This window comes from Enterococcus sp. LJL99, from assembly GCF_054871725.1.
The window spans coordinates 98,603-122,036 of record NZ_JBTXLT010000010.1; the positions used below are offsets into that span (position 1 = coordinate 98,603).

Here is a 23,434-nt window from a genome sequence, read left to right on the forward strand (position 1 = left end):
CTTTCATTAATACTCTCTTATGATAAGTATTCGCAAAAATAAGGTTTTTTTATTTTTTATATCATGTCTTTGATTGGAGCGAATGTTTTGCGATGAATAGGACAAATTCCCATCTTTTTGAGTCCCTCAAGATGTTCTTTTGTCCCATAACCAGCATTTGATTCAAATCCATAACCAGGATAGTGATTTTGACCATAATCTTGCATCAGCTGATCTCGATAGACTTTGGCAATAATACTAGCAGCAGCAATGGAAATAGAACGAGCATCTCCTTTGATTAGATTCTCTTGTGGAATTGGTACCTCAAGTTTCATCGCATCAATCAATAAATAATCTGGTTTTATTGATAATTGTTCGATTGCTTGAATCATTGCTAATTTAGTAGCTTGGTAGATATTTACTTGATCAATGGTTTGATGATCAACAATTCCAATGCCAATCGAAATAGCTTCTTTTTGAATCGTTTCATAAAGCTCTTCTCTTTTTTTAGCAGACAATTTTTTAGAATCATTGACTCCAAGTAAAACAAAATCTTCAGGTAAAATGACTGCAGCAGCGACAACTGGACCAGCCAGAGGACCTCGTCCGACCTCGTCGATTCCCGCAATTGCGTGATAGTTTTGCGCTTTAGCTTGTTTTTCGAAATAGCACATCTCTTCAAATAGAGCCTGTTCTTTTTCATGTCGAAGCATTCGTCGCTCCCATTGTTTAAGTGCTTGTTGAACGCCAGCTCGTTGATCAGAACGCCACAAAGCAAGGCGCTGATCTTCTTTAGATTCAACGCTAGCTAATGCTTCCTTTATTGCTTGAATCGACTCATTCTTCATTTAAATCTACTCCTAATTCTTCCCAACGATCCAACGTATATGGACCTAATTTCCCACTACGAATTTCTTGTATAACCATTTCACTTGCTCGTTCATAGTCATCTCTAAAACCTCTTTTTTTAGCAATCAACATCAATTGTTCTGGAGCGTCTAATAAAAGCTCGTCATCGGTTAATTTATAGCGTTCTTGTAGGCGTGCTGGATAGAATTGATTGAAAAAAGATAAGCCATAAATAGCCAAATCATCTAAATGTAGAAGTTGATCTTTGATTGCTCCCGTCAGCGCTAATTTCCGACCAATTTCTTCGTCTTCAAATTTCGGCCATAAAATTCCAGGTGTATCCAATAATTCTAATTCTGAACCTGAACGAATCCATTGTTGCCCCTTTGTTACTCCCGGTTTATTACCAGTTTGAGCAATTTTTTTTCCTATCAATCGATTCATCAACGTTGATTTTCCAACATTCGGGATCCCTATACACATTGCTCGGATCGGGCGTGGTTTTAATCCTTTTGCTTTTTCACGTTCTAATTTTTCCTTTAATGCTTTTTTTGCCTCTGGAACAATTTTGTTCACACCTTGATTTTGTTGAGCGTTAATAACCAAGGTATGATACCCTTTCGCTTGGAAATATTGTTGCCATTTTCGATTTTGTTCTTTATCTGCTAGATCGCCTTTATTTAATAAAATTAACCGTGCTTTATGTTGAACCAGCTGATCCATCATCGGATTTCTAGAGGAGATGGGTAATCGAGCATCGACTAATTCAAAAACGATATCTACAAATTTTATTTTTTCAGAAACTTCTCTGCGGGCTTTCGCCATATGTCCAGGAAACCATTGTATTGTCATATTCTCACCTATCTTGGTATAAATTTCATGTGTTGTATGGGGTAATAAACAAATTGAGCTTTACCTAAAATATACTTACTTTCGACTGGACCAAAAGAACGACTATCTTTAGACATTCGCCGATTATCTCCCAATACAAAATAACTATCTTTATCTAATACTTCTTCATTCGTTAATTCTTTTAAATCAAAATTAGTCGTATATGGAACCTTTTTATGATCATTTCCCTTGTTTTTTTCTAAAAAATCTTCAGCAACAGGTTGTCCATTTACATAAAGTTGATCTGCTTGATAACTGATTGTATCTCCAGGCATGCCAATTACTCGTTTTATGTAAATTGCTCCATTTGGTAATTGAAAAACAATGACATCAAATCGTTTAATTGAAGTAAATTTTTCCATGACAATCATATCACCTTGAGACAATGTTTTTTCCATTGAGTTTCCATCAACTGGAACAGGAATAAAAATAAAACCTCTTAATATAAAGAAAAGAACAAGTGAAGGAATTAATAATTTTAAAAAGAAAATAAATTTTCCGACATAATTTTTGTTTTTTTTCATTAGTTTCGTCGGTTCCCTCCTTGAGTTAGTTTTTTTCTAGAAATGACTGAAAAAGATTGAAGCATTCGAGTTTTTTGGAATTTAGTTAGTAATCAACGAAGAAACCGTCTCTGATGATGAGTTCCAATGAGATTACAAAACTAGTTGTCACTTTAGTTTTCTAACATAGTTTATTTAAGTTTTAAAAATAATAGATATTTAAGGTGAAATAGTCATATAAAAAGGATTATTTCAGTTATATTTCTATTTTTTTTCTTTTTTTAATTCTGTTATTGCTTTTTTGTAGGCATTATCATTTTCAGTAATTTTTTTACCTAATTCTTCTTCGATTTTTTCAGCGGTATCATTGTCGATTTCCCCTGTAACTGGTAAATCATTTTTCTTTTGAACATCACTGACTGCTGCCTTTGTCTGTTCTGTAAAATCAGCAGAATCACCATTAACATCATAATCAAGAGCTTTAAGAATTTTATTTACATTTTTAATGACGTCTGATGAATCCCCCACTTTTAAAACTTTGTCTTTTGATATTGGATTTAGGTAAGCATACTCAGGATAATCGGCTTCGATTGAAGGTTCTAAGCCTTTTTCGTGAATCCATTCACCATCAGGAGTTAACCATTTTAAAATCGTTAACTTCAACTCACTATCGTCACTAAGATTTTTGATATTTTGAACAGTACCTTTACCAAACGTTTTTGTGCCAATAACCTTTTTATTACCAGACTCTTTCAATGCTGCAGCAAAAATCTCTGAGGCACTGGCACTACCTTCATCAACTAAAACAACAGTTGGTTCAGTTACTTTAAACCCATCATCAAGTTGTTTTGAGGCAACATCTTCATACTTATTGCCATCTTTATCTTCGAATTGAACAATTGTTTCCCCATCTTCTAAAAACATGCTTGCCATCTGTTCAACTTGATTCAGTAACCCGCCAGGATTTTGACGTAAATCAATAACAAAGGAGGTTGCGCCTTCTTTTCTTAATTTCTTAATCGCCTCTTGTAGTTCTTCATAAGTATTTTCACCAAATGTTGTAATTCTAATATTTCCAACCGTTTTTTCATGATCATCAATTGTTCCACTGACTGTTTTAATTGGGATAGTATCTCGTGTGATATTGACATCAAAGGTATCTTCACCACGAAGGATTGTTAGTTTAACTTCTGTTCCTTTTTCTCCTCTTATTTTGGTTACAACTTCACTTAAAGTTAAACCATCTGTTGATTCACCATCAATTTTAAGAATCGTATCGTCAGTTTTTAGACCAGCTTTTTCAGCAGGAGAATCCTCAATAGGTGCTTGTGCAACTGCAGGCAAATCATTTATCATTGTCATGGTTGCTCCGATTCCTTCGAAACTGCCAGACAAACTATTATTTAGTTCGTTTGCCTCTGGAATATCCAAATAGGTTGAATATGGATCATCTAAAGCATTGGTCATCCCTTTTAAAGCCCCGTTAATCAAGGCTTGATCATCTATTTTACCAACATAATTACTATGGATTTCATTGTATAAACTCTCGATTTTTTTGAAATCTCCACCAGGCGAAGAAGCTGCGTACTGATTGAATTTTCGGTCAAAATAAATATACGCGCTACCACCACATAGGAAAGCCACACAAATTAAGGAAATAATATATTGATAATAAGGAACTACTCTCTTTTTATTTTTCATTTATCTTCTCTTTTCTTAAAATTCTTTCACATGAAATTAAGTTTACCACAAATAAAAAAAGCTGGGAGGAAAATCAAAAAAAATTCTGTTTTTTTAATTACTTTTTCAGTAAACAAATTCTTTTGTAAGGCGTTATTTTCCATCCCGCAACTTTTATTTGAATTATTTATTATTTTCTACGTATTTTTCCCATAAATCATCAAAAACCGTCATCGTTGATAAATAATCTGTATTCATCTCTAGATAAGAAGATAGCTCGTGATAGTCTTCAGATTGCTTTGGAAATTGAATATCTTTAAATGCATGATTAGCAAACTCGGTTTCTTCATTTTTGTGTGGTGCCCGTAAGGTCATTAAGTAGTGGTAAAAACTTCTTCTCATTAATTCACCAATTTTCCTTTATAAATTTTTTTCTTCTAGCACTTGATTGCGCATAACGGTCAGGATCTTTTTGATAAAAATCTTGATGGTATTCTTCCGCAGGATAAAATGTTTGTGCTGGTTCAATCAAAGTAACGATTGGTCGATCGAATCGTGCTTTTTTCTGTAGCTCAGCTTTACTTTTTTCAGCAATTTCTTTTTGCTCTTGGGTAGTATAAAAAATCACTGGACGATAATTATCCCCACGATCTTCAAACTGTCCTAACGCGTCTGTTGGGTCTGTTTGCTGCCAATAAATTTCTACTAATTGATCATAAGACATAAGTTGAGGGTCATATTCAATCTTGACTGCTTCTGTATGACCTGTTTCTCCACTTAATACTTGTTTATAAGAAGGATTTGGTACATGCCCACCTGTGTAACCAGATACTATTGAAACAATTCCTGGTAATGTATCAAAGGGCTGAATCATACACCAAAAACATCCACCTGCGAAAATTGCTATTTCAGTCATAATTACCCTCCATTTATTCTGATGATGATTCTGTTGTTTGGCTCTCTTTTATTGTTTCTTTAGGCAAATAAATATTCATGGAAATTTCATCATCTACTAAATTAATTTTTTCTGCTCGTAAGAATAAGCCATTTTGCATTTGAAATTGATCTAAGCGTAATAAAATTGTTTTTTCATCCGGAGCTACTTCAACCCATTTTGGTAATTTATAGTCTCGTTGAACAAATTTCAATACTTCTTTGATAGGTAAACCCAATGTTCCTAAAGATAAGCTTTTAGCTTTTAATTGAACATTTCCATTATCCATGACATAGGGTTCAAAATATAAATAAAATTGAATAGGATGGCCTAATACGTCAAACGTTCCATTAAGAAGGGCTTCATTCTCTAAATAGAATTGATATTTAATATCTGAACCCTTTTGAAAATCTTCTAAGTAAAAATCAATCAAAGCATTGACTTGCTTTTTGTTTGACTGCACACTTAGAACAGGCGTACCATCTTTTTCAGCAATTGTTTCTGTCTTTGTTAGATTTGGTTCACGAATTTGAGTGACTCTAATTGTAAAAAACAAAAGTGAACCTAGCACTAATCCAGCAAGAATTAAAAAAGCGACTTTCCATTTATTTAAGTTCTTTTTGTTTTCAACTTTTGGTTCTTTGAGTGATCTTTGTTTTTTCTTCTTTGTTGTCTTTGCTTTTTCAGTTACTTTTTCATCTGTCATTTTTTCACGCTCGTTTCTTTTGGAAGCCATTGATCTTTCGTTTTCAACATTTCGTCTCTCACAGTACTAGCCATGATTTGGTATCCTAAGTTATTAGGATGAAAATGATCTTCTTCATAAAGCGCATCATTGGTGATATCTTGCGCTGCTTCAGAAGAGCTAATCGTCCCATCGCTAACGATTCCAACATCTCCACCAGAACCTTTATACAGTAAATCATTTATAGGAATAAAATAAGCGTTAGAAAATTCATCTACTACTTCTTCAGTTCCCTTATTCCAATTATTTACAATATCTTGCATTTCAGATATTTCCGGAAAATAAAGATAAAAAGGATTGTAGATACCGACAACATAAATCGGTGCATGTTCATTATAGGTTCGAACTTCGTCTAATAGTTTTTTTACTCCTTTTTGATAGGCTTTTAATGGTTTATTAAATGATTTTTCGGTTAATGAAAAAATATCACCCTTTACAACTTTCATTAAATCATTTCCGCCAAACGTTAGCGTAATCACATCTGCTGAAGCGATACTTTTTTGAATCTCTTCATTTTTCTTGATCCTTTTAAGAATTTGATCACTTCGATCTCCATTCTTACCAAAATTATCCACTTGAACCCCATTAAGTCCCAATTGCTTTTCTAAATCTCTAGACACTAATGGAACAAATCCACCAGAGTTTGTCGAATCGCCGATCCCTTCGGTTAATGAATCACCAATCGCAACGTAATGGATGACTTCTTTGTTATTTGAAGTATCCGCTTGATCAACAGTAGAAATTAAAAGAGGTTGAGCTTTAGGAATAGTAAGTAATAACACAAGAAAAATTCCTATTCCTGAAATTAGAAAAAAAAGAAAACTTGAGTAGTTGTCTTTAAAAAAACGTTTAATTTTAATCACCTATCTTTCATTTAAAAAGTCAAATATTTTTTTAGCCTAGCTTACTTAAGAGTTCCGAAATAAGCTGAAATCCACAAAAATAAATAAAGAGCAATTTCCGTGGACTTCAGCTTATTTCTTAAGTTTCAATACTCTTTTTGAGAAATAAACAGACAGCCTAAACATATAGGTAGGTAGCTGCTTCTGATTTATTTCTAGTAAGTCTCTAGTTATTCTATAGCTTGGGAATAAAAAATCATTCGATAGTGTTCTTAGCTGCTACTCAGTGCAATACATAATAGCAAAGGCACCTTTACCTGTATGTGTGGCAATAACTGGGTTCGTGTGTAAAACAGGAATATCCATTTCAGGGAACAAAACTTGTAAGCCTTCTTTAAAACTGTTCGCTAATTCTAGTCCATCTGCATGAGAAATACCAATATAGCGAATATTGAGTTTACTTAATTCTGTTTTTAAGTCATCAAACCACTTAGTGAATGTTTTCATACCACGTCCTTTAGCCACTGGAACCAGTTCCGTATTGGTAAGCTCCATTACAACTTTCATGTTGAAAATATTTGAAAGCAATCCTGTAGCTCGACTAATTCGACCCCCTTTGACTAAATTATCCAAAGTCGAAATACCGATAAAGAGTTTCGTTTGCTCTTTGACGTGTTGAATCTCAGCTAATATTTCGGCTGTATCGGCCCCATTTTGAGCGAGCTTCGCTGCACTAATCACTTGAAATGACATCCCTTGATCGGTAAAATCACTATCAATGACAGTTACTTTACTTGAACTTAAATTACTAGCTTGTCGGGCTGCTTCGACAGTTCCGCTCAATGCGGCTGTCATATGAATTGAGATGACTTCACTACCATCTGCACCTAATTTGTCGTACAACTCAACAAATTCTCCGATTGGAGGCTGACTTGTTTTAGGTAAGGTTTTAGCATTTGCCATCATTTCCATAAATTTATTGCCGTCTAAATAATCATCATCGCTGTAAACCACCCCATCAATCATTACAGATAGTGGAATCATGTGGATATTTAAATCATCCCGTACACTTTTACACATCGTACATGAAGAATCCGTTACAATTTTAACATTTGTCATAATTTTCATCACTCTTCCTTTAAAAACAACCTCATTTCGTGGTAAACTATCTTTGAGGCTAAATATCTTTATATAGTATAACAGACAAAAGATTTTTTTTCACCAATATTAAATGAAGGAAGATGATTTATTGGAAAATGTAAAATTCTCTAGAAAATATTTAATTGTTAATGAAGTCTTGAATGCTGTTACTCACGGAATCGGTGCCGGCTTAAGCATTGCTGGGTTAATTATTTTATTAGTAAAAGGAGCCAAACTAGGTTCAGCTGTTCACGTGGTCTCTTATGCACTCTATGGTTCAACTCTGATTTTATTATTTTTAGCTTCAACGCTTTACCATAGTTTGATTTTTACTAAAGCTAAAAAAGTTTTCCAAGTATTTGATCACAGTTCTATTTTCTTATTGATTGCGGGAAGCTATACCCCGTTTTGTTTACTTAGTATTCGAGGATGGCTTGGTTGGACATTGTTCTCTCTAATCTGGTTGATGGCGGTTTGTGGTGTGGTCTATAAATCTTTGACTTTACATAAACAACAAACTGTAAAACATGTTTCGACAGTTATTTATATTATTATGGGATGGCTTTGTTTAACAGCCGCTAAGCCATTATATGAGTCGTTAGGTCCTATTGGTATTTCTTTACTTGTAGCTGGTGGCGTTTCTTATACACTTGGTGCAGCTTTCTATAGCTTGAAAAATGTTCGTTTCATGCATGTTGTTTGGCATATTTTTGTTATGATGGGTGCTGGTTTTATGTATTTTTCAATTCTATTTTTCACTTGAGAATGCTACTAAGTTAGTCATCTTTTAAGAATGAAACAACAAAGTGATTTTTACTTTTGTTTCATTCTTTTTATTTTTTTCTTTACAAACCGAACAAACATTCGTATAATAGAATCAAGAACAAATGTTCGTTATTATTTATTAATGATGAGGTGAAGATTAATGAAAAGTTTACGTCGAGGCGCTTTCTTATTTTTCGTTTTAATTATAGGGATTTTACTAGGTACTCTAGGGATACAAGCTGCTTTATTGATTGTGACACCACTATTTATTTTTTGGTTTATGCTATGGGATGAAAAAAGATACATGCAATCTCAAAAAAGAAAAGATCGGCAACAATATGCTTACAGGAAATATCCCTAAATCAAAAGAGTAAGAAAAGAGCTTTAAGGATTGTTTTCCATCCTTAAAGCTCTTTTCTGTCAATTTTTAATAATCCATTAAAGTAACAATTTCATATCCATCGATTTTATCTCTACCATGAAGTTCTTTCAATTCAATTAGGAAAGCACAGCCACAAACAACTCCGCCCAATGCTTCAACTAATTCGATGGTCGCTTTAATTGTTCCCCCAGTGGCTAATAAATCATCACAGATTAAAACGCGTTGTCCTGGTTGAATAGCATCTTTATGAATGGTCAAAGTATCTGTTCCATATTCCAAATCATAACTGACTTCGATTGTTTCTCGTGGCAATTTTCCTTTTTTACGTACTGGAGCAAAACCAACACCTAACTCATACGCTACTGGACAGCCGACAATAAACCCTCGAGCTTCTGGTCCAACAACCATATCGATTCTTTTTTCTTTTGCGTAATCAACAATTTGTTTTGTTGCTTCTCGATACGCATCTCCATTTGCCATAAGTGGTGAGATATCTCGAAAAATAATTCCTTTCTCTGGATAATCAGGAATGCTCGCAATATAATCTTTTAAATTCATTCGTTATTTTCCTCCTTGTTCCACAGCCACTGTGCTAATACATCACGATCGCTGTACAACAGAAATTCTTCCGTTTTTATTTTTTTTAAACGTAATTGATAAACTTGACTATCTGTTAATGGACGACTAGCTGGAGTCTCTACTTTTGTTAAAACACCGTTTTCTATTGTAACAAATCCTAAGTCAAAAAACACCTTAATCATAAAAATTAATAATTTTTCTTGAATTTGTAAGTATTTTGCTACTTCACCGAGCTTATACCTGACATCAACCTGCTTTTGTTCCATCACAAATTTATACAAACGCGCAAATTGATCACGAGTACCGACACCCGTAAGAAAAGCTTCTTCTTGAGAAATTGCCATTAGATAAACCCTTTGAATGTTAGCAGCCAAGACCAATTCTCTAATAATTTCTTGATCATCAGGACAATCGACAAAAATCAATTGTTGTGTTTGTTTCACTTGAATTTCTTTTAAAGTTTCTTCCAAAGAACTAAAAAGTAATGAGTCAATCTGGTTCCCATTAACGAGTGCTTCATTTTCTTTTGAAAAATAAATATACAAAGACCCTTCTTCGGGTATTTGTTTTTGTAAATTGGCTTTTCCACGAAGGACAAAAAGTTGCTTTCCTTCAATCGAAAAATCATTAACCATCAGTTGAGGTTTTTTATTGCCATTCCATTCATTAATACTAAGTTGACCAGATACATCAATCATTCCATCACTTAATTCGTCTGCTTGATTCCCCATTTGAAAAGCTATACCATCAAGCAAGGCACTGTCTTGTTCTAACTGGAATTTCAAATGTGTTTTATCCGCACCGATTTGTTTCACTTGTTTTGCACGAATTTGTTCAAAAAGAAAAGTGGGAATCGCATTATCAGTTCCAAAAGGAGCAAGCACTTTTAGTTGTTGAATAAATGATAATGTCGCCTCTTCTACTTTTAACGTTTCATCAATTATCAATTCTTGTCCTTGAGATAAGTCAATTTCATTTAGTTTTATATAATTGTTTAGATGTTCTTTTACTTTGGCTATATTTTCAACGAGCAAGGTCATCCCAGCAGCCATATGATGTCCACCGAAATGAATAAAAAGCTCACGAATCTCAGCTAAACAATCATATAAATTTAGGGCAGAAACACTTCGTCCAGAGCCCTTAGCGGTTTGGTTCTTTGAATCAATAGTCAAAACAATCGTAGGTTTGCCAGTCTCTTGCATAATACGTCCAGCCACGATTCCTAAGACTCCTTCATGCCATCCTTCTTTAGCTAAGATGTGGACACTTTCATCTGGCTGAAGCATTTGAAACGCTTCTTTCGTAATTTGTGCAACAATTTCTTTGCGTTGTTCATTTTGTTGATTGATTTGTTCAGCAATTTTTTGCGCTTCTTCTTCATCGAAAGTCGTTAATAACTCAACGCCTGGACTTGCATCTCCTAATCTTCCTAAGGCATTTAATCTTGGCCCAATTGTAAAGCCAATGTTTTCTTCACTGATTGTATTTTTTCTTAATTCAGCTAGTTGAATTAGATAATCCAAACCGATTCTTTCTCCTGTTCGAATGATATCTAAGCCCATTTTAACTAAAATTCTATTTTCATCAGTTAAAGAAACTAAATCAGCAATTGTACCAATAGCTACTAAATCCAAAAATTCCGCTGGTAGTTCTCCGAGTAAAGCGGTCGCTACTTTAAATGCTACTCCAACACCTGCTAAATCACCAAACGGATAAGAACCTTTAGGATGTTTAGGATGAATGATAGCGTAAGCATTTGGAAGTTCTTCAGGTAGTTCATGATGGTCTGTTACAATAACATCGACTCCTTGATCAAAAGCATACTGAAGTGCTTCGTGTCCAGCAACCCCGTTATCCACAGTAATGATTAATTGAGTCCCAGCTTGAATCTTTTCTTCAAAAACAGCTTTATTTGGTCCATAACCATGAATGAAACGATTTGGTAAAAAGTAGTCCACTTCGCCACCGATTAATTCGATTGCTTCCTTCATAACAGTTGTACTTGTAATGCCATCCGCATCATAATCACCATAAACGAGAATCTGTTCTCCTTGTTCAACTGCTAATTGAATTCGTTCAATCGCTTTATCCATCTCGTAAATTAGAAATGGATCATAGAGATTATCAACTGTAGGATGCAGAAATTTTTCCAATGACTCTTGCGTTTGGATGCCTCTATGCCAAAGAATTTGCCCGAGCAAAGAACTAATATTTTCACTTGCTAGCAATTCTATAAACTCATTTGGTAAGGCTATTTTTTCTTGTAAACGCCATGTATATTTTGATTTTTTCACGAGATCACTCCCAACCAAACAATTATAACAAATAGTGGTAAAAAACAAAAGGTTCGTACTTAAAATGATTGGTGATTCATTTCACGTTCTGTTAATCATGGATGCTAGGACAAAAGCGGTTATCACTGAGAAATGGGGAAGTATTGTTTTTGTTCCAGTAAACTATAAAAAAAGCCAATACCATAAAATGATTCTGAATATAAAGTTAGCTGTCTTGGTCCAACTTACTCATTATTCGTTCAATTTATGAATTTCAGCTTTTTAAATCAACTATTTTATTCGTTATTTCTTGGCTTCGTAAAACGATCCACTCTACTTTCTGAAATTTCAGGTTCTTCAGATTCTGTAGGAATATTTTGACTTACCGCATCATATTTAGCTTGTAACTCAGCCAATTGATTTTCATATTCACGTTTTACTTTATCCGCTTCTTCACTAGCTAGTTTTGAAGATTCATTCTTATACATCTCTGTTTCTTTTTCAAGTTTTTTTATTTCCTTTTTTTGTTGCCACATCGTAGAAGTTGAAGCAATCAATCCCACAATCGCACCAATTATTGCTGATCCTAAAATAATCATAATCAATGGTCCCGTTATTTTAGCAAATCCAAAATTAACAGGAACTTGTTGATTATTCATTACAGCAAATATAACAACGATTAACACTAAAAAAAGTCCAATAAAAACACGCCATTGATTTTTCATTACTCATTCTCCTAATTTACTTTTTATTCATTATTCCGCCAGCTAAAAAATCACCGATATGCGGGAATAATGTATAGAACCGATAAGCACCTTCCAAAATTCTCGGACGATTGATTTCTCGTTTGCATGTTCCCATACTAGCAACAATTTCTTGCGCTAGCTTATTAGGTTCTAAAACAATCATTCCTACTGATTCTAAATACGTTCCTGATGGATCCGCATGCTCAAAGAAATCTGTCGCAACCGGTCCTGGATTAACTGTGGTTACTGAGACTCCTAAAGGTCTTAACTCTAGACGTAAAGCATTTGAAAAACCTAATACAGCAAATTTCGTAGCAGAGTATGCTGTCGATTTAACGGTAGCCATTTTTCCAGCCATAGAAGCAATATTAATAATGTGTCCTGACTTTCTTTCAGCCATTTGTAGAGCTACTTTTTGTGTAAACACCATCATCCCTAAAACATTTACTTCAAACATTTCTTTTGCCTTTGATAAATCCATTTCCAAAAAGTTTTCAAAGATTCCAAAGCCTGCATTATTTACCAAAATATCGACTTGACCAACTTCAGTAATAATTTTTTCAAAAACAGCTTCAACATTTTCGGGATTGGCAATATCTAATTGGAATGAAAAAGCTTCTTTTCCGCTTAATTCTTCACATTTTTCTTTAACTTTTCCGATTAAGTTGATTCTGCGTGCGCAGACAACAACAATTGCGCCTTTTTTGGCCGCTTCGTAACAAATTTGCTCTCCTAAACCAGCTGAGCCACCAGTTACTACGACGATTTTATCATTCAAATCGGTTTGCTTAAACATCTTTTTTCCTCCTTAATTTGTAACAAAGGGTATTTCAATAACATCCATATCTTTTACAGCTTTTGTATTCACGAAAAGTTCTTTCGCTTCATTTTCCAATTCAATAATATCACCCGTTAAATACCGTGCACTAATATGTGTTAGAATCAATTGTTTTGCCTTTGCTTCCTGCGCGACTTCTGCCGCTTGATGAGTCGTAGAATGAAAATAAGCTTTTGCCATTTTTGTTTCATTTTTATTAAATGTACTTTCATGAACTAAAAGATCTGCCCCTTTAGCTAAAAGAACACTGTTAGCTGTTTTGCGTGTATCACCTAAAATTGTTACGATGCGACCTTTTTTCTTTTGACCAACAAAGTCTTTTCCGTTAATCACACGGCCATCAGGTAATTCAACTGATGCACCGCTTTTGATTTTTCCGTAAATAGGACCAGAAGGAACACCCAAAGCAGCTAATTTATCTACTTGTAATTCCCCTTCATGATCCGCTTCTTCAATTCGGTAACCAAAACTTGTAATCCCGTGATCTAACGGTAAGCAAGAAACGCTAAATTGCTTATCCTTAAATACTTCTCCACCTTCGTTGATTTCAATAATATTCAGTTTATAAGCTAGTTTAGTTTTTGAAATTTTAAGAGCCGTTCGTATAAATGATTCAATACCTACGGGACCATAAATATCTAAAGGTTCCTCTCCACCTTGAAAAGAGCGACTACTCAATAAACCAGGCAAACCAAAGATATGATCCCCGTGTAAATGTGTAATAAAAATTTTTTCTATCTTTCTAGGACGAATCGTACTTTTTAAAATTTGCAATTGCGTACCTTCGCCACAATCAAATAGCCATACTGCATTTCTTTCATCTAGAAGTCTTAATGCGATACTTGTTACATTTCTATGTTTCGCTGGTACACCAGCACCTGTTCCTAAAAATTGTATATCCATGAATTCCCTATCTTTCTCTGTTTTCTTTATTTTAGAAGAAAGAAGCAAGTTTAGCAAATAATATTTATTTTATTGGTAATCGAACGACCACTGTTGTCCCTTTTGGAAGAGTATCCGTTAATTCAATCTTTCCTTTATGCACATCAATAATCCATTTAGCAATGGATAAACCAATACCGTAGCCTCCTGTTTTTCGATTACGAGATTGCTCGCCACGATAAAAACGCTCAAAAACGGCTTTTTTCTTCTCATCATCGATTCCTAAACCTGTATCCATAATTTTGCATATCCATTCGCCATTTTTTACTGCTGAATATACAGTGATTTTTTCGCCAGTTGTTGTATATTTCAATGCATTATCCAGTAAAATAATCAACAATTGATGAATTCTTTTACGATCGATTTTCACTGTATGCTCCTCACCCAATTCAAAGAAAAATGTTTTTCCTTCGGCGGTTGCTAATTCATCATAAGGCTGCAAAGCGGTTGTTAAAAATTGATTGATTTGAACAGGTTCTTTATCGATTGTTAAAGTATTAGAATCTGAGCGTGCAAGCAATAAAAGATCGTTTGTTAATTGACTTAAGCGTTGCACCTCATTAAGGGATAGCGCAATTGTTTCTGATTCTTCCATAATTGTGTGATTTGGTCGAGTAAAAAGTTTTTCTAGCTTGGCTTGGATGATTGTAAGTGGTGTTCGTAATTCATGAGAAGCATTTTCAACAAACTCTTGTTGTTTCTTCCATGAAATCAGAATCGGACGCATAGACCATTTCGATAGTAAGTAACTAAGACCAATTGATAGTAAGCCAAAAATAAGCATACAGATAATCAAAATTTTCTTGACTTGTTCAATTGTTCCTTTTATAGGATCTGTATTAACTAAAATTTGAATATATGCAACAGTCTCATTATCTTCTATAGGAATAGTAATTGAACGAAAATCTAAACTACGATCATTACTATCTTTCGTTTGAATAGAAACAATTTTATTCGTCTCTTTCGTAGAAAGCGTTAAATTCTGAAAATCGTACACTCTTGATCCTAACTCAGATTCATTGATGATTTCGCCGTTTTTTGACCAAAGGATTACTTGTTGTTGAAAATTATTGGGAGGCATATTTTTAAAGGCACCGCCACCCATAGGCGGTTCACCATCAGAATTCAAGGATTTGAGTAATTGGCGTTCAATAAAATTTTTATCTTGTGACCAGCGCTGTAAGTCTTGATCAACCGAACTATAAATCGATGTTTGCAATAATTGGAAAACAATAATCCCTAAAATGATGAAAATACTTGCAAAAGAAAGTAAATTCATTAAGAAGTAACGAATTCGTTGTCGTCCATCCAATTTTTTATTCATATCACTCATCCTTTTTGTGGTTCAAACAAATAACCGACATTTCTTAAAGTTTTAATCCAATTATCAATGCCAAATGGTTTTAAATGCTTTCTCAAATTACTCATATAAACTTCAACAACAGTTAACGTTGTATCCGATTGAAATCCCCAAATACGATCAAATAATTGATCTTTCGTAATAATTCGTCCTTTATTTTGCATGAAGTAATGCAACAATTCAAATTCTTTTCCCTGTAGAATGATTTCTTGTTCATTATAGTGTACTTGCCGACTATCCAAATCTACTTTTAAGCCAGCAATTTCCAATTCATTTTTACCATTCATACCTAATGATCGACGAACCAAAGCTTGCGTTCGTAGTAATAATTCTTCTCGATGAAATGGTTTTGTTAAATAATCGTCTCCGCCGTTTTTAAACCCATTTACTTTATCTTGCAAGCCATCTTTAGCAGTTAGAATTAATACCGGTGTATAGATTTCTTTTTTTCGAAGGGCACTTAAAACTTCTTCACCAGAAAGCATAGGTAACATTAAATCTAAAACGATAAGATCATAAATTCCTCGTTCCCCTTCATAAAGAGCATCATCTCCATTATAAACTTGCTCGATTTCGCCAACTTCGGCTAGAATTTCACAAATACTATCTGATAAAATTTCATCATCTTCAACTACAAGTATTTTCAACATTTTACCCACATCCTTTTTTTAGAAAAAGAAAGTGAGGGATCAAGACCTCCTCACTTTCACGCTATTTTTTTTATTGATAAATCAAATTCAGGTAATTAAGTACAAATAATTTATAAGAGAAAAAAACTGATTTTAATTTGTTTCAGTATCTTTCTTTTTATCATCCCAAGATTTATGAGCTGAATCTTTTGTTTCTTTTTCAACCTCAGCAGCGTCTTTCAACTCTTGCTCAACGTCTTCAAAGTCTAAACGAGTGATTTCGCCACCTAATTGATTCATAATCAAATGATTTAATGGGCGATTATCCTCTTCGTCAGCAATCAATATCAGACCTGTTTCACCAGAACCGATTCGTTCAGTTACATGTTCAAAAACAGTTTGCGCCCCTTTGATTTCTTTTGCATCTTTACTCGCACCATATAGGCTACCAGCAAACCAGCCAAGTAATATTCCTAGCGGTCCGCCTAAAATACCAATTAACATACCGATTAGACTATCTTTTGAGGTATTGTTGTTTCCAGTAAAGTCAATAAAATCATCGATTTTAAACTGATGATTTCCTTGATTCACATGAGTAACGACGGCCATTTGTTCTCCCTTGATTTGCCGTTCTGCATACAATTTTTTTATTTCAGAGAATCCTTGATATGCTTGACTTTCCACTTCAAAATGCATAATAATAACGCGTTTAGACATAAGCGACACCTCATTCTATTTGATACTTCCATTCTATCAATAAATGTTGTAGATATGCAATAAAAACCATTTGATTAGTGATTCATTTCAAATCATTCGTCTAAATGAATGAAGAGATAAATTAAGTGTATCAGCGAAACCTTAAAGGAAACTTAAATGCCTTAATTCTTTTTACCAATTTTTGTCTTATGCCACTCCTTACTAAACCATTTAAGCATAAATTTTAACCGTTTAAGGAAAAAAATTAAAATCCATATTTTATATTGCTAAACTAATTAACAGATAAAAAGAAAGTGGGTTTTTGAATGAAAAAAATAGTTATTGTAGGTATTTGTGTTTTAATTACAAGTATGGTGATTGGCGGTTGCTCAAAAAAAAAACGAGACCAAAAAAGTGCAAACAGAAGCATCTACTAGTACAGAAAAAGTAGTTAAAAAAGCTGAAGAAGTAAATGTAAATTGGCCATATTATGAGATTAAGAAAGATGGCGAAGTCAAAGGATATTTACTAGGAACTATCCATATTGGTAAAGAAGAAATGTACCCTTTTCCAGAAAAAATACTTACGGATTTAAACAAAACTGAAAACTTCATCACTGAAATAAACGACGACGACGAAGCCTCCGTTGAAGAGACTACTTCAAGCATGATATCAGATACACCATTGACAGAAAAAATGTCTGAGGAAACACGGAAAAAGTTTCAAACGATTTTAGCTAGTTATGATTTGACAGAGGAAAAAGTTGCTCAATTAAATCGTTATGGACTTTCAATGTTTCTCTTTACTAATGCAATGAGCGCATCATCTGACGATTTTGATCTACAGGTAGCTTCGCAATATGGTGTTGAAAATCAACTGATGCTTGAACATCAGAAAAAGACGAATCAAAAGAAAATTGCACTGGAAACTAAGCAGTTTCAAAATGAAATATCAAAACAATCTAATGAATTACCTGAAGATATCAATGACTGGGTGGATACCTTAATGACTAGAGAAGAAAATATGGCTTCTTCAAGTAATGTCGCAGCAATACAAGAGTATATCGATGGAGTAGGAGGAACATCTGGTACAACGGAGGAACAAAATCAAGTAATTAATATCTCTAGAAATAAAACATGGGCTGAAAAACTACCACAATATTTAGAAAATGAAAATCAAAGTTTTATTGCTGTAGGAAATGCGCATGTAGGCGAAAAAGAGGGATTAGTAGAGTTGCTACAACAAAAAGGCTATGAGGTCTCAAAAGTAACTTTTTAACGACTATTTTAAACTAGCAAGAAATTTGAGAGAAGAAGTTTGGACTAAACATGTTAAGCTACAAAATATTGAAATTGTTGTTTTAATTTCCGTATTTTGTAGCTTATTTCTGTAGATGTTGTTTCACACATTCAGGCTTTTTTAGCAAAATCAGCATGTTTTCATATATTATACTACTAATAATTAAATTCGTTTTCCCAAGCAAAATTTGCGGACTCTTCTAAATTATGTGGCCAGTGATTACACCACGTAGGAACCTTAACATTCTCTACTTTGTCCAAACTTGGTGTATAGGGTTTGATATCTAAAATTGGTGTTCCGTTGTTGGCATCAGTATATGGAATGTAAATAATTCCTTTAGCATAATCGATTTCAATGACTTCAACAACGGTTAAAGCAAGTGGATTGGGACGAATCGGAGATCTAGTCGCAAAGATTCCCATCTCCTTAGGCGAACTTTTATAGGGTTGTTCTGTGATTAAATTCTTTCGAAAATGATTTGCTTCAAAATCACTAAACCACCAGATGGTTTGAAGATGACTAAATCCATTTAATTCTTTTAAGGCTGGTATAAATTCTGAATCAAGTTTGATAGAACACCCTCTTTCATTAGTTATAATTTTACCAATCGGTTTTACTTCATAAGTAATCATTCTATTTCCCTCCATTTCTTAACGATATATTTAGGATAATGGCTAACACAGTGTGAGAGTCAAGAAAATAAAGGAAGTAATTAAGAAAATAAAAAAATGAGATTGATTTTTTATTCTATACACTGATGGAATAGATAATTTCCTATTTTGTAACGAACTAAATCTCTTCTAGAGGTATTTGTATTTCGGTTAAATAATTTGATTTGTTTTTCTCATTCCAAGGTCCTCGATGAACGATTTGCCTTGTTCGCCCCTTTATCTTATATTGAGAATGATCTTGTAACCAGTTAATTAAATTCATAAATACTTTAGCAATGCTAGAAAATTCGCCATATACCATTGTGCAAGCCATAAGCGGTACTGGAGTTGTATGGATTATTCGAAATGGCTTCATTATTTTTGAGATAGAATTTGGCTGGATGGGAACACATAATTCAACATCGACGTCTGTCTCTTTATATTCTTCATCGTGGTAAATCGAAAATGAGTTTCCAGTAAATACAATTTGCTGCTTTTTCGCAAATGAAAATAGTTCTTCCCATAATTCTCCCTCACAATAATAATTAGCGATATTTTTTCTAAGTGCTAATACTTCATAACTAGGAATTACTTTGATAACCACTTCATAATACATAGTATTTTGCCCTAGTTTTATTTCCCTTTTCGCTAATTCAATTTTATTTAATTGTAATTGTTGAACGGCTATTTGCTTTTTTATTTCATTGAATTTATTTGTTAATTGGTCCAAAACATATTCTGATTCCTCGCTATTGATATATTTTGAAATTTCAGATACATTAAAGCCACTGTCACGTAGAAAAACTATTTGGTTTAAAATTGATAATTGATTTGCTGAATACAAACGATATCCAGTTGATTTATCGACTTCACTTGGTTTTAATAAATTCATTTCATCATAATAGCGCAACATTCTAACACTGACCTGAGACAGTTTTGAAAATTCACCTATTTTAAACATAGCTCCCTCCTACTTCATTCATTATAAATAGCTTTTGATAAGACTTCAAATTGTTTTAAATCATAAAAAATTGCTTTTAACAAAAAAAGCTATAAATCGCTAGGAAATTAATTTTTGCGATTTATAGCTTCTTTAACTATTTGTTTATTTTTATACTAAAAGCTTAATCCATCTTCATCCACATTGGTTCTAATGTATTGCCATCTAAATCTAAAACTTCCAAACCATACATATATTCTTCTGGGATTCCCATATCCACATGATAAGCAGATCCTCCGTTTAGTTGAGCCTTTTCACCAAATTGACGGACTTCATCCGCACTATTCATTGAAAATGCAATCAATGCTCCACTTGTTTTATGTGCGTCAGCAATTTGTCGATTTTGAATAAATTTTTGATAAAAATCATGTTTAAGTAACATGATGACAAAATTTTCATCCCAACTCATTGAACTTGCGTGATCATCTGAAAATTCTTGATTCTTTTCAAAACCTAACGATTCATAAAATGCTGTTGATTTTTCTAAATCTTTTACTGGAAAATTTGCAAATACCATTGTCATGATTATACCCTCCAAATTTATCTTTATTTTTTATTAACGTAAGTAAAACTACAAATAAAATACAGATTTTTTCTTTAATAATTTCCTTTAATAACAAAAAACGAGCCACGAATCGTACCAGCTAATTTGGATTTTTGGCGAGCAAACTTAAATTTCCCTTCAAACTCTTTTGGAATCTCTATTCCATCAGACAGCTTAAACCCAACTGCTCGTTTACCGCCTTCCGCAATTGTATACATGACATTGACAACTAAGCCATTTTCATAAAAAACGTACGCCATTTTAATACCATCAACTTCAAAAGCAGAAACTTCCAATGGTAGATAGGGAAACTTCATTTCTTTCTCAGCTAAGATCGTTTCAACCCAAGTAATCGTTTCAGCTGCCTCACTTGCAGGAATTGTAATAAATTCATGCTTATACTTATTCCAATAATAACGAGCTTCGTTGGCACGCAGTCCTGCTAAAGCTTCAGCAACAGGAGATTTTTCTAATCCAACTGTAGATACGTTTTTAAAATCAACATGATACGCCATTTTTATTCCTCATTTCTATATAAAGGATAATTAAATTATAAATTCTTGCGTAAATTTCTACAAGTAATAAATATTTCTAATCAAAATGTTCATCAAATATTTAATGAACGTTTGGCTACTTTAGTGTTCTCTGCTAACTCGTTTCTATAATAAAAAAAGACCAGAAAGATAATTCTCTCTGATCCATCCTTTTTTATTCAGATTATTCAACAAACTCGAATTCAAAACTTTCGATACGAACGATATCGCCATCTTTAGCACCACGAGCGCGTAAAGCTTCATCGACACCCATTCCTCTTAATTGACGTGCAAAACGCATAACCGTTTCATCATGATCGAAATTCGTCATTTCAAATAATTTTTCTAAACGTTCACCAGATAATACCCATGTAGCATCAGGATCACGAGTGATTGAAAACTCAGGTCCTTCGGGTTGGAAACCATATCGAACGGTTTCTTCGACTTCTTCCTCTTCATAAAGTGGGAACTCTGGTGTTAATTCAATCAAATCAGCTGTTGCATTTAGCAAAGGTTCAATTCCTTTTCTAGATACACCAGAAATTGGGAAAATAGGGATTGAATCTGCAAATTCATCTGTTTTTTCTTTTTCCAATTGCTCTTTGAATTTTTCCAAATTCTCTTCAGATTCTGGCATATCCATTTTATTAGCAACAATGATCTGCGGACGCTCTAATAAACGTAAATTATGTGAAGCTAATTCTTTATTGATGGCTAAATAATCCTCATAAGGATCTCTGCCTTCCATTCCACTCATATCGATTACATGTAAAATAACACGAGTTCGCTCAATATGACGTAAAAATTGAGTACCTAAACCAACACCTTGAGAAGCCCCTTCAATTAATCCAGGTAAATCCGCAGCCGCAAAACTGCGTCCATCACTCGTTGTGACCATACCAAGATTAGGTACTAATGTTGTGAAATGATACGCACCAATTTTAGGTCGTGCTGAAGAAATAACAGATAACAAGGTAGATTTTCCAACTGAAGGAAAACCAACTAAACCTACATCAGCTAAGACTTTTAATTCAAGTTCAATTTTGCGTTCTTGACCAGGCTCACCATTTTCAGCGATTTCAGGCGCAGGATTTCTAGCAGAAGCAAATCGAATATTTCCACGTCCACCATGACCGCCTTTGGCAACCGTAACAGTTTGACCGTTATCTACTAAATCACCAATCAATGCTCCTGTATCAGCATCACGAACGGTTGTACCAGGTGGGACTTTGACATACGTATCTTCTGCCCCTCTACCATGCATACTTTTACTCATACCATTTTCACCAGGTTGCGCTTTAAAATGGCGATTAAAACGAAAGTCCATCAATGTTCGTAAACCTTCATCCACAACTAAAATAACATCGCCGCCGCGTCCGCCATCACCACCAGCTGGACCGCCATCTGGAACATATTTTTCTCTTCTAAAAGCGACCATTCCATCGCCGCCTTTACCTGCTTTAACATCTATTGTTACTTGATCTAAAAACATGGACATAACTTTTGTCCTCCTTATACTTTCCTCATTCAAATACACTACTTTGTTCACTTAGCTATGCAAAACGCACATTCAATAAGTGAAGAAATATTCTTTGAAAGTCTTTCTTATTGTAATGGTTGCAGGCAATTTTGTCTAGTTAAATTCTATTTAAGAATTAGCACTTGAAGCAGCAGCAGTTATTGCAGTCATTGCTACTATTGTATTTATTTCATTCATAATTGTCATTGTAAGAGTTAACGCTGTTAAATTGATGTTTTCCATAGACAGGCTAACCATTTTTTCGTTTATTACTAAACCTAGAGCTAATGACTGGCGAAACTCTTTATAGAAGCGTAAGTTAGTCTTTTCTTCCAATAATTCTAAGTAAACAGCTAATACATCTAAATTAATCGGATCCAAGCTGTCTAGGAATGCCAAGGCGACAATATTTGTATAATGCTCTGATTTGAATCGAATCTTCATTTGTTTTAAACGGTCAATCATTTGAGTTGTTCGTTCAATTAATTCTTCGTCAAATTGACCAGTTAACATAGCAGCAGTGGCAGCAGCGAATTGTAATTGATTTGATTTGGAAAATCCCGTCTCATTCAAACGTTGATAATACTCTTCTACTACTGAGCCAATTATTTCTGGTCCAAATTTTTCTAATTGTTTTTGTTGAGTGAGTGAGATTGCCAATGCGCCATCTTCTGGTCCAGTTAAAAAGTAATGTTGTTTCTTCAATTGATCGTAAATATCCTTTGCTTTTCGTATGACTAATTCTTTTTCGGCAGCTTCCGTATATTGTAAAAGATAAGAAGCAAAGTAAGAATAGCTTGACAATTGAAATCCTGCCGCTCTTAAACGTTCATAATCAGCGAAAAGGGTATGGATTGCTTGGGAATTTTTTCCATTAGACAAAAGTAATCCAATTAAAATCCCTTTAACTGGTTGCCCTAAAACAGTAAAAAAACCGATCTCACTTTTGATAGTTTGTTCTATTTTTTTATAATCCTCGTCAATATAGCGACGGTTATTCACTGCAAATGATCTAGCAATCAAATAAATAACTCTTTTGTCTAACCACTTTCCTTTCCCTTCCTTAATATCTAAATAATTAGTTTGTAAAGATTCCACAACCGTTGCTCGATTCAT

26 protein-coding genes are annotated in these 23,434 nt (G+C 33.9%); 3 read left to right on the plus strand and 23 right to left on the minus strand.

The features are described 5' to 3' along the window. Positions 1-56: 56 nt before the first annotated feature. The 9 genes from ACYSNW_RS14235 to ACYSNW_RS14275 all read right to left on the minus strand — a co-directional run bounded on the left by ACYSNW_RS14235 (position 57) and on the right by ACYSNW_RS14275 (position 7,542). Positions 57-827, minus strand: a complete 771-nt coding sequence (locus ACYSNW_RS14235) for a ribonuclease HII (protein ID WP_461745563.1) — start codon at positions 825-827, stop codon at positions 57-59. Continuing rightward, a complete protein-coding gene (gene ylqF / locus ACYSNW_RS14240; RefSeq protein WP_461745565.1) occupies positions 817-1,680 on the minus strand; it encodes a ribosome biogenesis GTPase YlqF in 864 nt (287 codons plus the stop codon). Before ylqF ends, ACYSNW_RS14235 begins: the two co-directional genes overlap by 11 nt. An 8-nt stretch (positions 1,681-1,688) precedes the next feature. Continuing rightward, entirely contained in the window at positions 1,689-2,243 is a 555-nt protein-coding gene (lepB, locus tag ACYSNW_RS14245) for a signal peptidase I (protein ID WP_461745567.1), read from the minus strand. A 243-nt stretch (positions 2,244-2,486) separates the two neighbouring features. Continuing rightward, positions 2,487-3,923 (minus strand): S41 family peptidase, encoded by a 1,437-nt coding sequence (locus ACYSNW_RS14250; protein ID WP_461745569.1) that lies wholly within the window; start codon positions 3,921-3,923, stop codon positions 2,487-2,489. A 162-nt stretch (positions 3,924-4,085) separates the two neighbouring features. Continuing rightward, complete coding sequence (locus ACYSNW_RS14255) at positions 4,086-4,304, minus strand: YozE family protein (RefSeq protein WP_461745571.1); 219 nt, start codon at positions 4,302-4,304, stop codon at positions 4,086-4,088. 4 nt (positions 4,305-4,308) lie between these two features. Continuing rightward, complete coding sequence (gene msrA / locus ACYSNW_RS14260; protein ID WP_461745573.1) at positions 4,309-4,818, minus strand: peptide-methionine (S)-S-oxide reductase MsrA; 510 nt, start codon at positions 4,816-4,818, stop codon at positions 4,309-4,311. 13 nt (positions 4,819-4,831) lie between these two features. Further along, a complete protein-coding gene (locus ACYSNW_RS14265) occupies positions 4,832-5,542 on the minus strand; it encodes a YpmS family protein (protein WP_461745575.1) in 711 nt (236 codons plus the stop codon). Beyond that, positions 5,539-6,435, minus strand: a complete 897-nt coding sequence (locus ACYSNW_RS14270) for an SGNH/GDSL hydrolase family protein (RefSeq protein WP_461745632.1) — start codon at positions 6,433-6,435, stop codon at positions 5,539-5,541. Before ACYSNW_RS14270 ends, ACYSNW_RS14265 begins: the two co-directional genes overlap by 4 nt. A 267-nt stretch (positions 6,436-6,702) precedes the next feature. After that, positions 6,703-7,542 carry a DegV family protein gene (locus ACYSNW_RS14275; RefSeq protein ID WP_461745634.1) on the minus strand — a complete coding sequence of 280 codons (840 nt, stop codon included), beginning with the start codon at positions 7,540-7,542 and terminating at the stop codon, positions 6,703-6,705. A 130-nt stretch (positions 7,543-7,672) separates the two neighbouring features. Between ACYSNW_RS14275 and trhA the strand changes: the two genes are divergently transcribed. Together trhA and ACYSNW_RS14285 are read left to right on the plus strand one after the other, a co-directional pair. Then, positions 7,673-8,326, plus strand: coding sequence for a PAQR family membrane homeostasis protein TrhA (trhA, locus tag ACYSNW_RS14280; RefSeq protein WP_461745577.1), 654 nt, complete (start codon positions 7,673-7,675; stop codon positions 8,324-8,326). A gap of 162 nt (positions 8,327-8,488) precedes the next feature. After that, positions 8,489-8,689 carry a hypothetical protein gene (locus tag ACYSNW_RS14285; RefSeq protein ID WP_461745579.1) on the plus strand — a complete coding sequence of 67 codons (201 nt, stop codon included), beginning with the start codon at positions 8,489-8,491 and terminating at the stop codon, positions 8,687-8,689. A 66-nt stretch (positions 8,690-8,755) separates the two neighbouring features. Here ACYSNW_RS14285 and ACYSNW_RS14290 read toward each other — a convergent pair whose 3' ends face one another. The 8 genes from ACYSNW_RS14290 to ACYSNW_RS14325 all read right to left on the minus strand — a co-directional run bounded on the left by ACYSNW_RS14290 (position 8,756) and on the right by ACYSNW_RS14325 (position 16,794). Beyond that, positions 8,756-9,268, minus strand: coding sequence for an adenine phosphoribosyltransferase (locus ACYSNW_RS14290; RefSeq protein WP_461745581.1), 513 nt, complete (start codon positions 9,266-9,268; stop codon positions 8,756-8,758). After that, positions 9,265-11,583, minus strand: coding sequence for a single-stranded-DNA-specific exonuclease RecJ (gene recJ / locus ACYSNW_RS14295; RefSeq protein ID WP_461745583.1), 2,319 nt, complete (start codon positions 11,581-11,583; stop codon positions 9,265-9,267). Before recJ ends, ACYSNW_RS14290 begins: the two co-directional genes overlap by 4 nt. 275 nt (positions 11,584-11,858) lie before the next feature. Further along, a complete protein-coding gene (locus tag ACYSNW_RS14300) occupies positions 11,859-12,287 on the minus strand; it encodes a LapA family protein (RefSeq protein WP_461745585.1) in 429 nt (142 codons plus the stop codon). Between the two features lie 16 nt (positions 12,288-12,303). Next, positions 12,304-13,104, minus strand: a complete 801-nt coding sequence (locus ACYSNW_RS14305; protein WP_461745586.1) for an SDR family NAD(P)-dependent oxidoreductase — start codon at positions 13,102-13,104, stop codon at positions 12,304-12,306. 12 nt (positions 13,105-13,116) lie between these two features. Beyond that, positions 13,117-14,049 carry a ribonuclease Z gene (gene rnz / locus ACYSNW_RS14310; protein ID WP_461745588.1) on the minus strand — a complete coding sequence of 311 codons (933 nt, stop codon included), beginning with the start codon at positions 14,047-14,049 and terminating at the stop codon, positions 13,117-13,119. A 64-nt stretch (positions 14,050-14,113) separates the two neighbouring features. Further along, entirely contained in the window at positions 14,114-15,412 is a 1,299-nt protein-coding gene (locus tag ACYSNW_RS14315; RefSeq protein ID WP_461745589.1) for a sensor histidine kinase, read from the minus strand. Positions 15,413-15,417: 5 nt separating this feature from the next. After that, entirely contained in the window at positions 15,418-16,098 is a 681-nt protein-coding gene (locus ACYSNW_RS14320) for a response regulator transcription factor (RefSeq protein WP_461745591.1), read from the minus strand. Between the two features lie 132 nt (positions 16,099-16,230). Next, positions 16,231-16,794, minus strand: a complete 564-nt coding sequence (locus ACYSNW_RS14325) for a DUF1269 domain-containing protein (protein ID WP_461745592.1) — start codon at positions 16,792-16,794, stop codon at positions 16,231-16,233. Positions 16,795-17,187: 393 nt separating this feature from the next. Between ACYSNW_RS14325 and ACYSNW_RS14330 the strand changes: the two genes are divergently transcribed. Further along, on the plus strand, positions 17,188-18,051 hold the full coding sequence (locus tag ACYSNW_RS14330; RefSeq protein ID WP_461745594.1) for a TraB/GumN family protein: 864 nt from the start codon (positions 17,188-17,190) through the stop codon (positions 18,049-18,051). A 176-nt stretch (positions 18,052-18,227) separates the two neighbouring features. Here the strand turns inward: ACYSNW_RS14330 and ACYSNW_RS14335 are convergent, their stop codons facing one another. The 6 genes from ACYSNW_RS14335 to ACYSNW_RS14360 form a co-directional block, all read right to left on the minus strand. After that, positions 18,228-18,704 (minus strand): SAM-dependent methyltransferase, encoded by a 477-nt coding sequence (locus tag ACYSNW_RS14335; RefSeq protein ID WP_461745595.1) that lies wholly within the window; start codon positions 18,702-18,704, stop codon positions 18,228-18,230. A gap of 157 nt (positions 18,705-18,861) precedes the next feature. Next, positions 18,862-19,683 carry a MerR family transcriptional regulator gene (locus ACYSNW_RS14340; RefSeq protein ID WP_461745597.1) on the minus strand — a complete coding sequence of 274 codons (822 nt, stop codon included), beginning with the start codon at positions 19,681-19,683 and terminating at the stop codon, positions 18,862-18,864. Positions 19,684-19,846: 163 nt separating this feature from the next. Continuing rightward, positions 19,847-20,245, minus strand: a complete 399-nt coding sequence (locus ACYSNW_RS14345) for a VOC family protein (RefSeq protein ID WP_461745599.1) — start codon at positions 20,243-20,245, stop codon at positions 19,847-19,849. Between the two features lie 74 nt (positions 20,246-20,319). Then, positions 20,320-20,781, minus strand: coding sequence for a phage tail protein (locus tag ACYSNW_RS14350; protein WP_461745601.1), 462 nt, complete (start codon positions 20,779-20,781; stop codon positions 20,320-20,322). Between the two features lie 202 nt (positions 20,782-20,983). After that, positions 20,984-22,297 carry a GTPase ObgE gene (gene obgE, locus ACYSNW_RS14355; RefSeq protein ID WP_461745602.1) on the minus strand — a complete coding sequence of 438 codons (1,314 nt, stop codon included), beginning with the start codon at positions 22,295-22,297 and terminating at the stop codon, positions 20,984-20,986. 150 nt (positions 22,298-22,447) lie between these two features. After that, positions 22,448-23,434 carry a DUF4003 family protein gene (locus tag ACYSNW_RS14360; RefSeq protein WP_461745603.1) on the minus strand — a complete coding sequence of 329 codons (987 nt, stop codon included), beginning with the start codon at positions 23,432-23,434 and terminating at the stop codon, positions 22,448-22,450.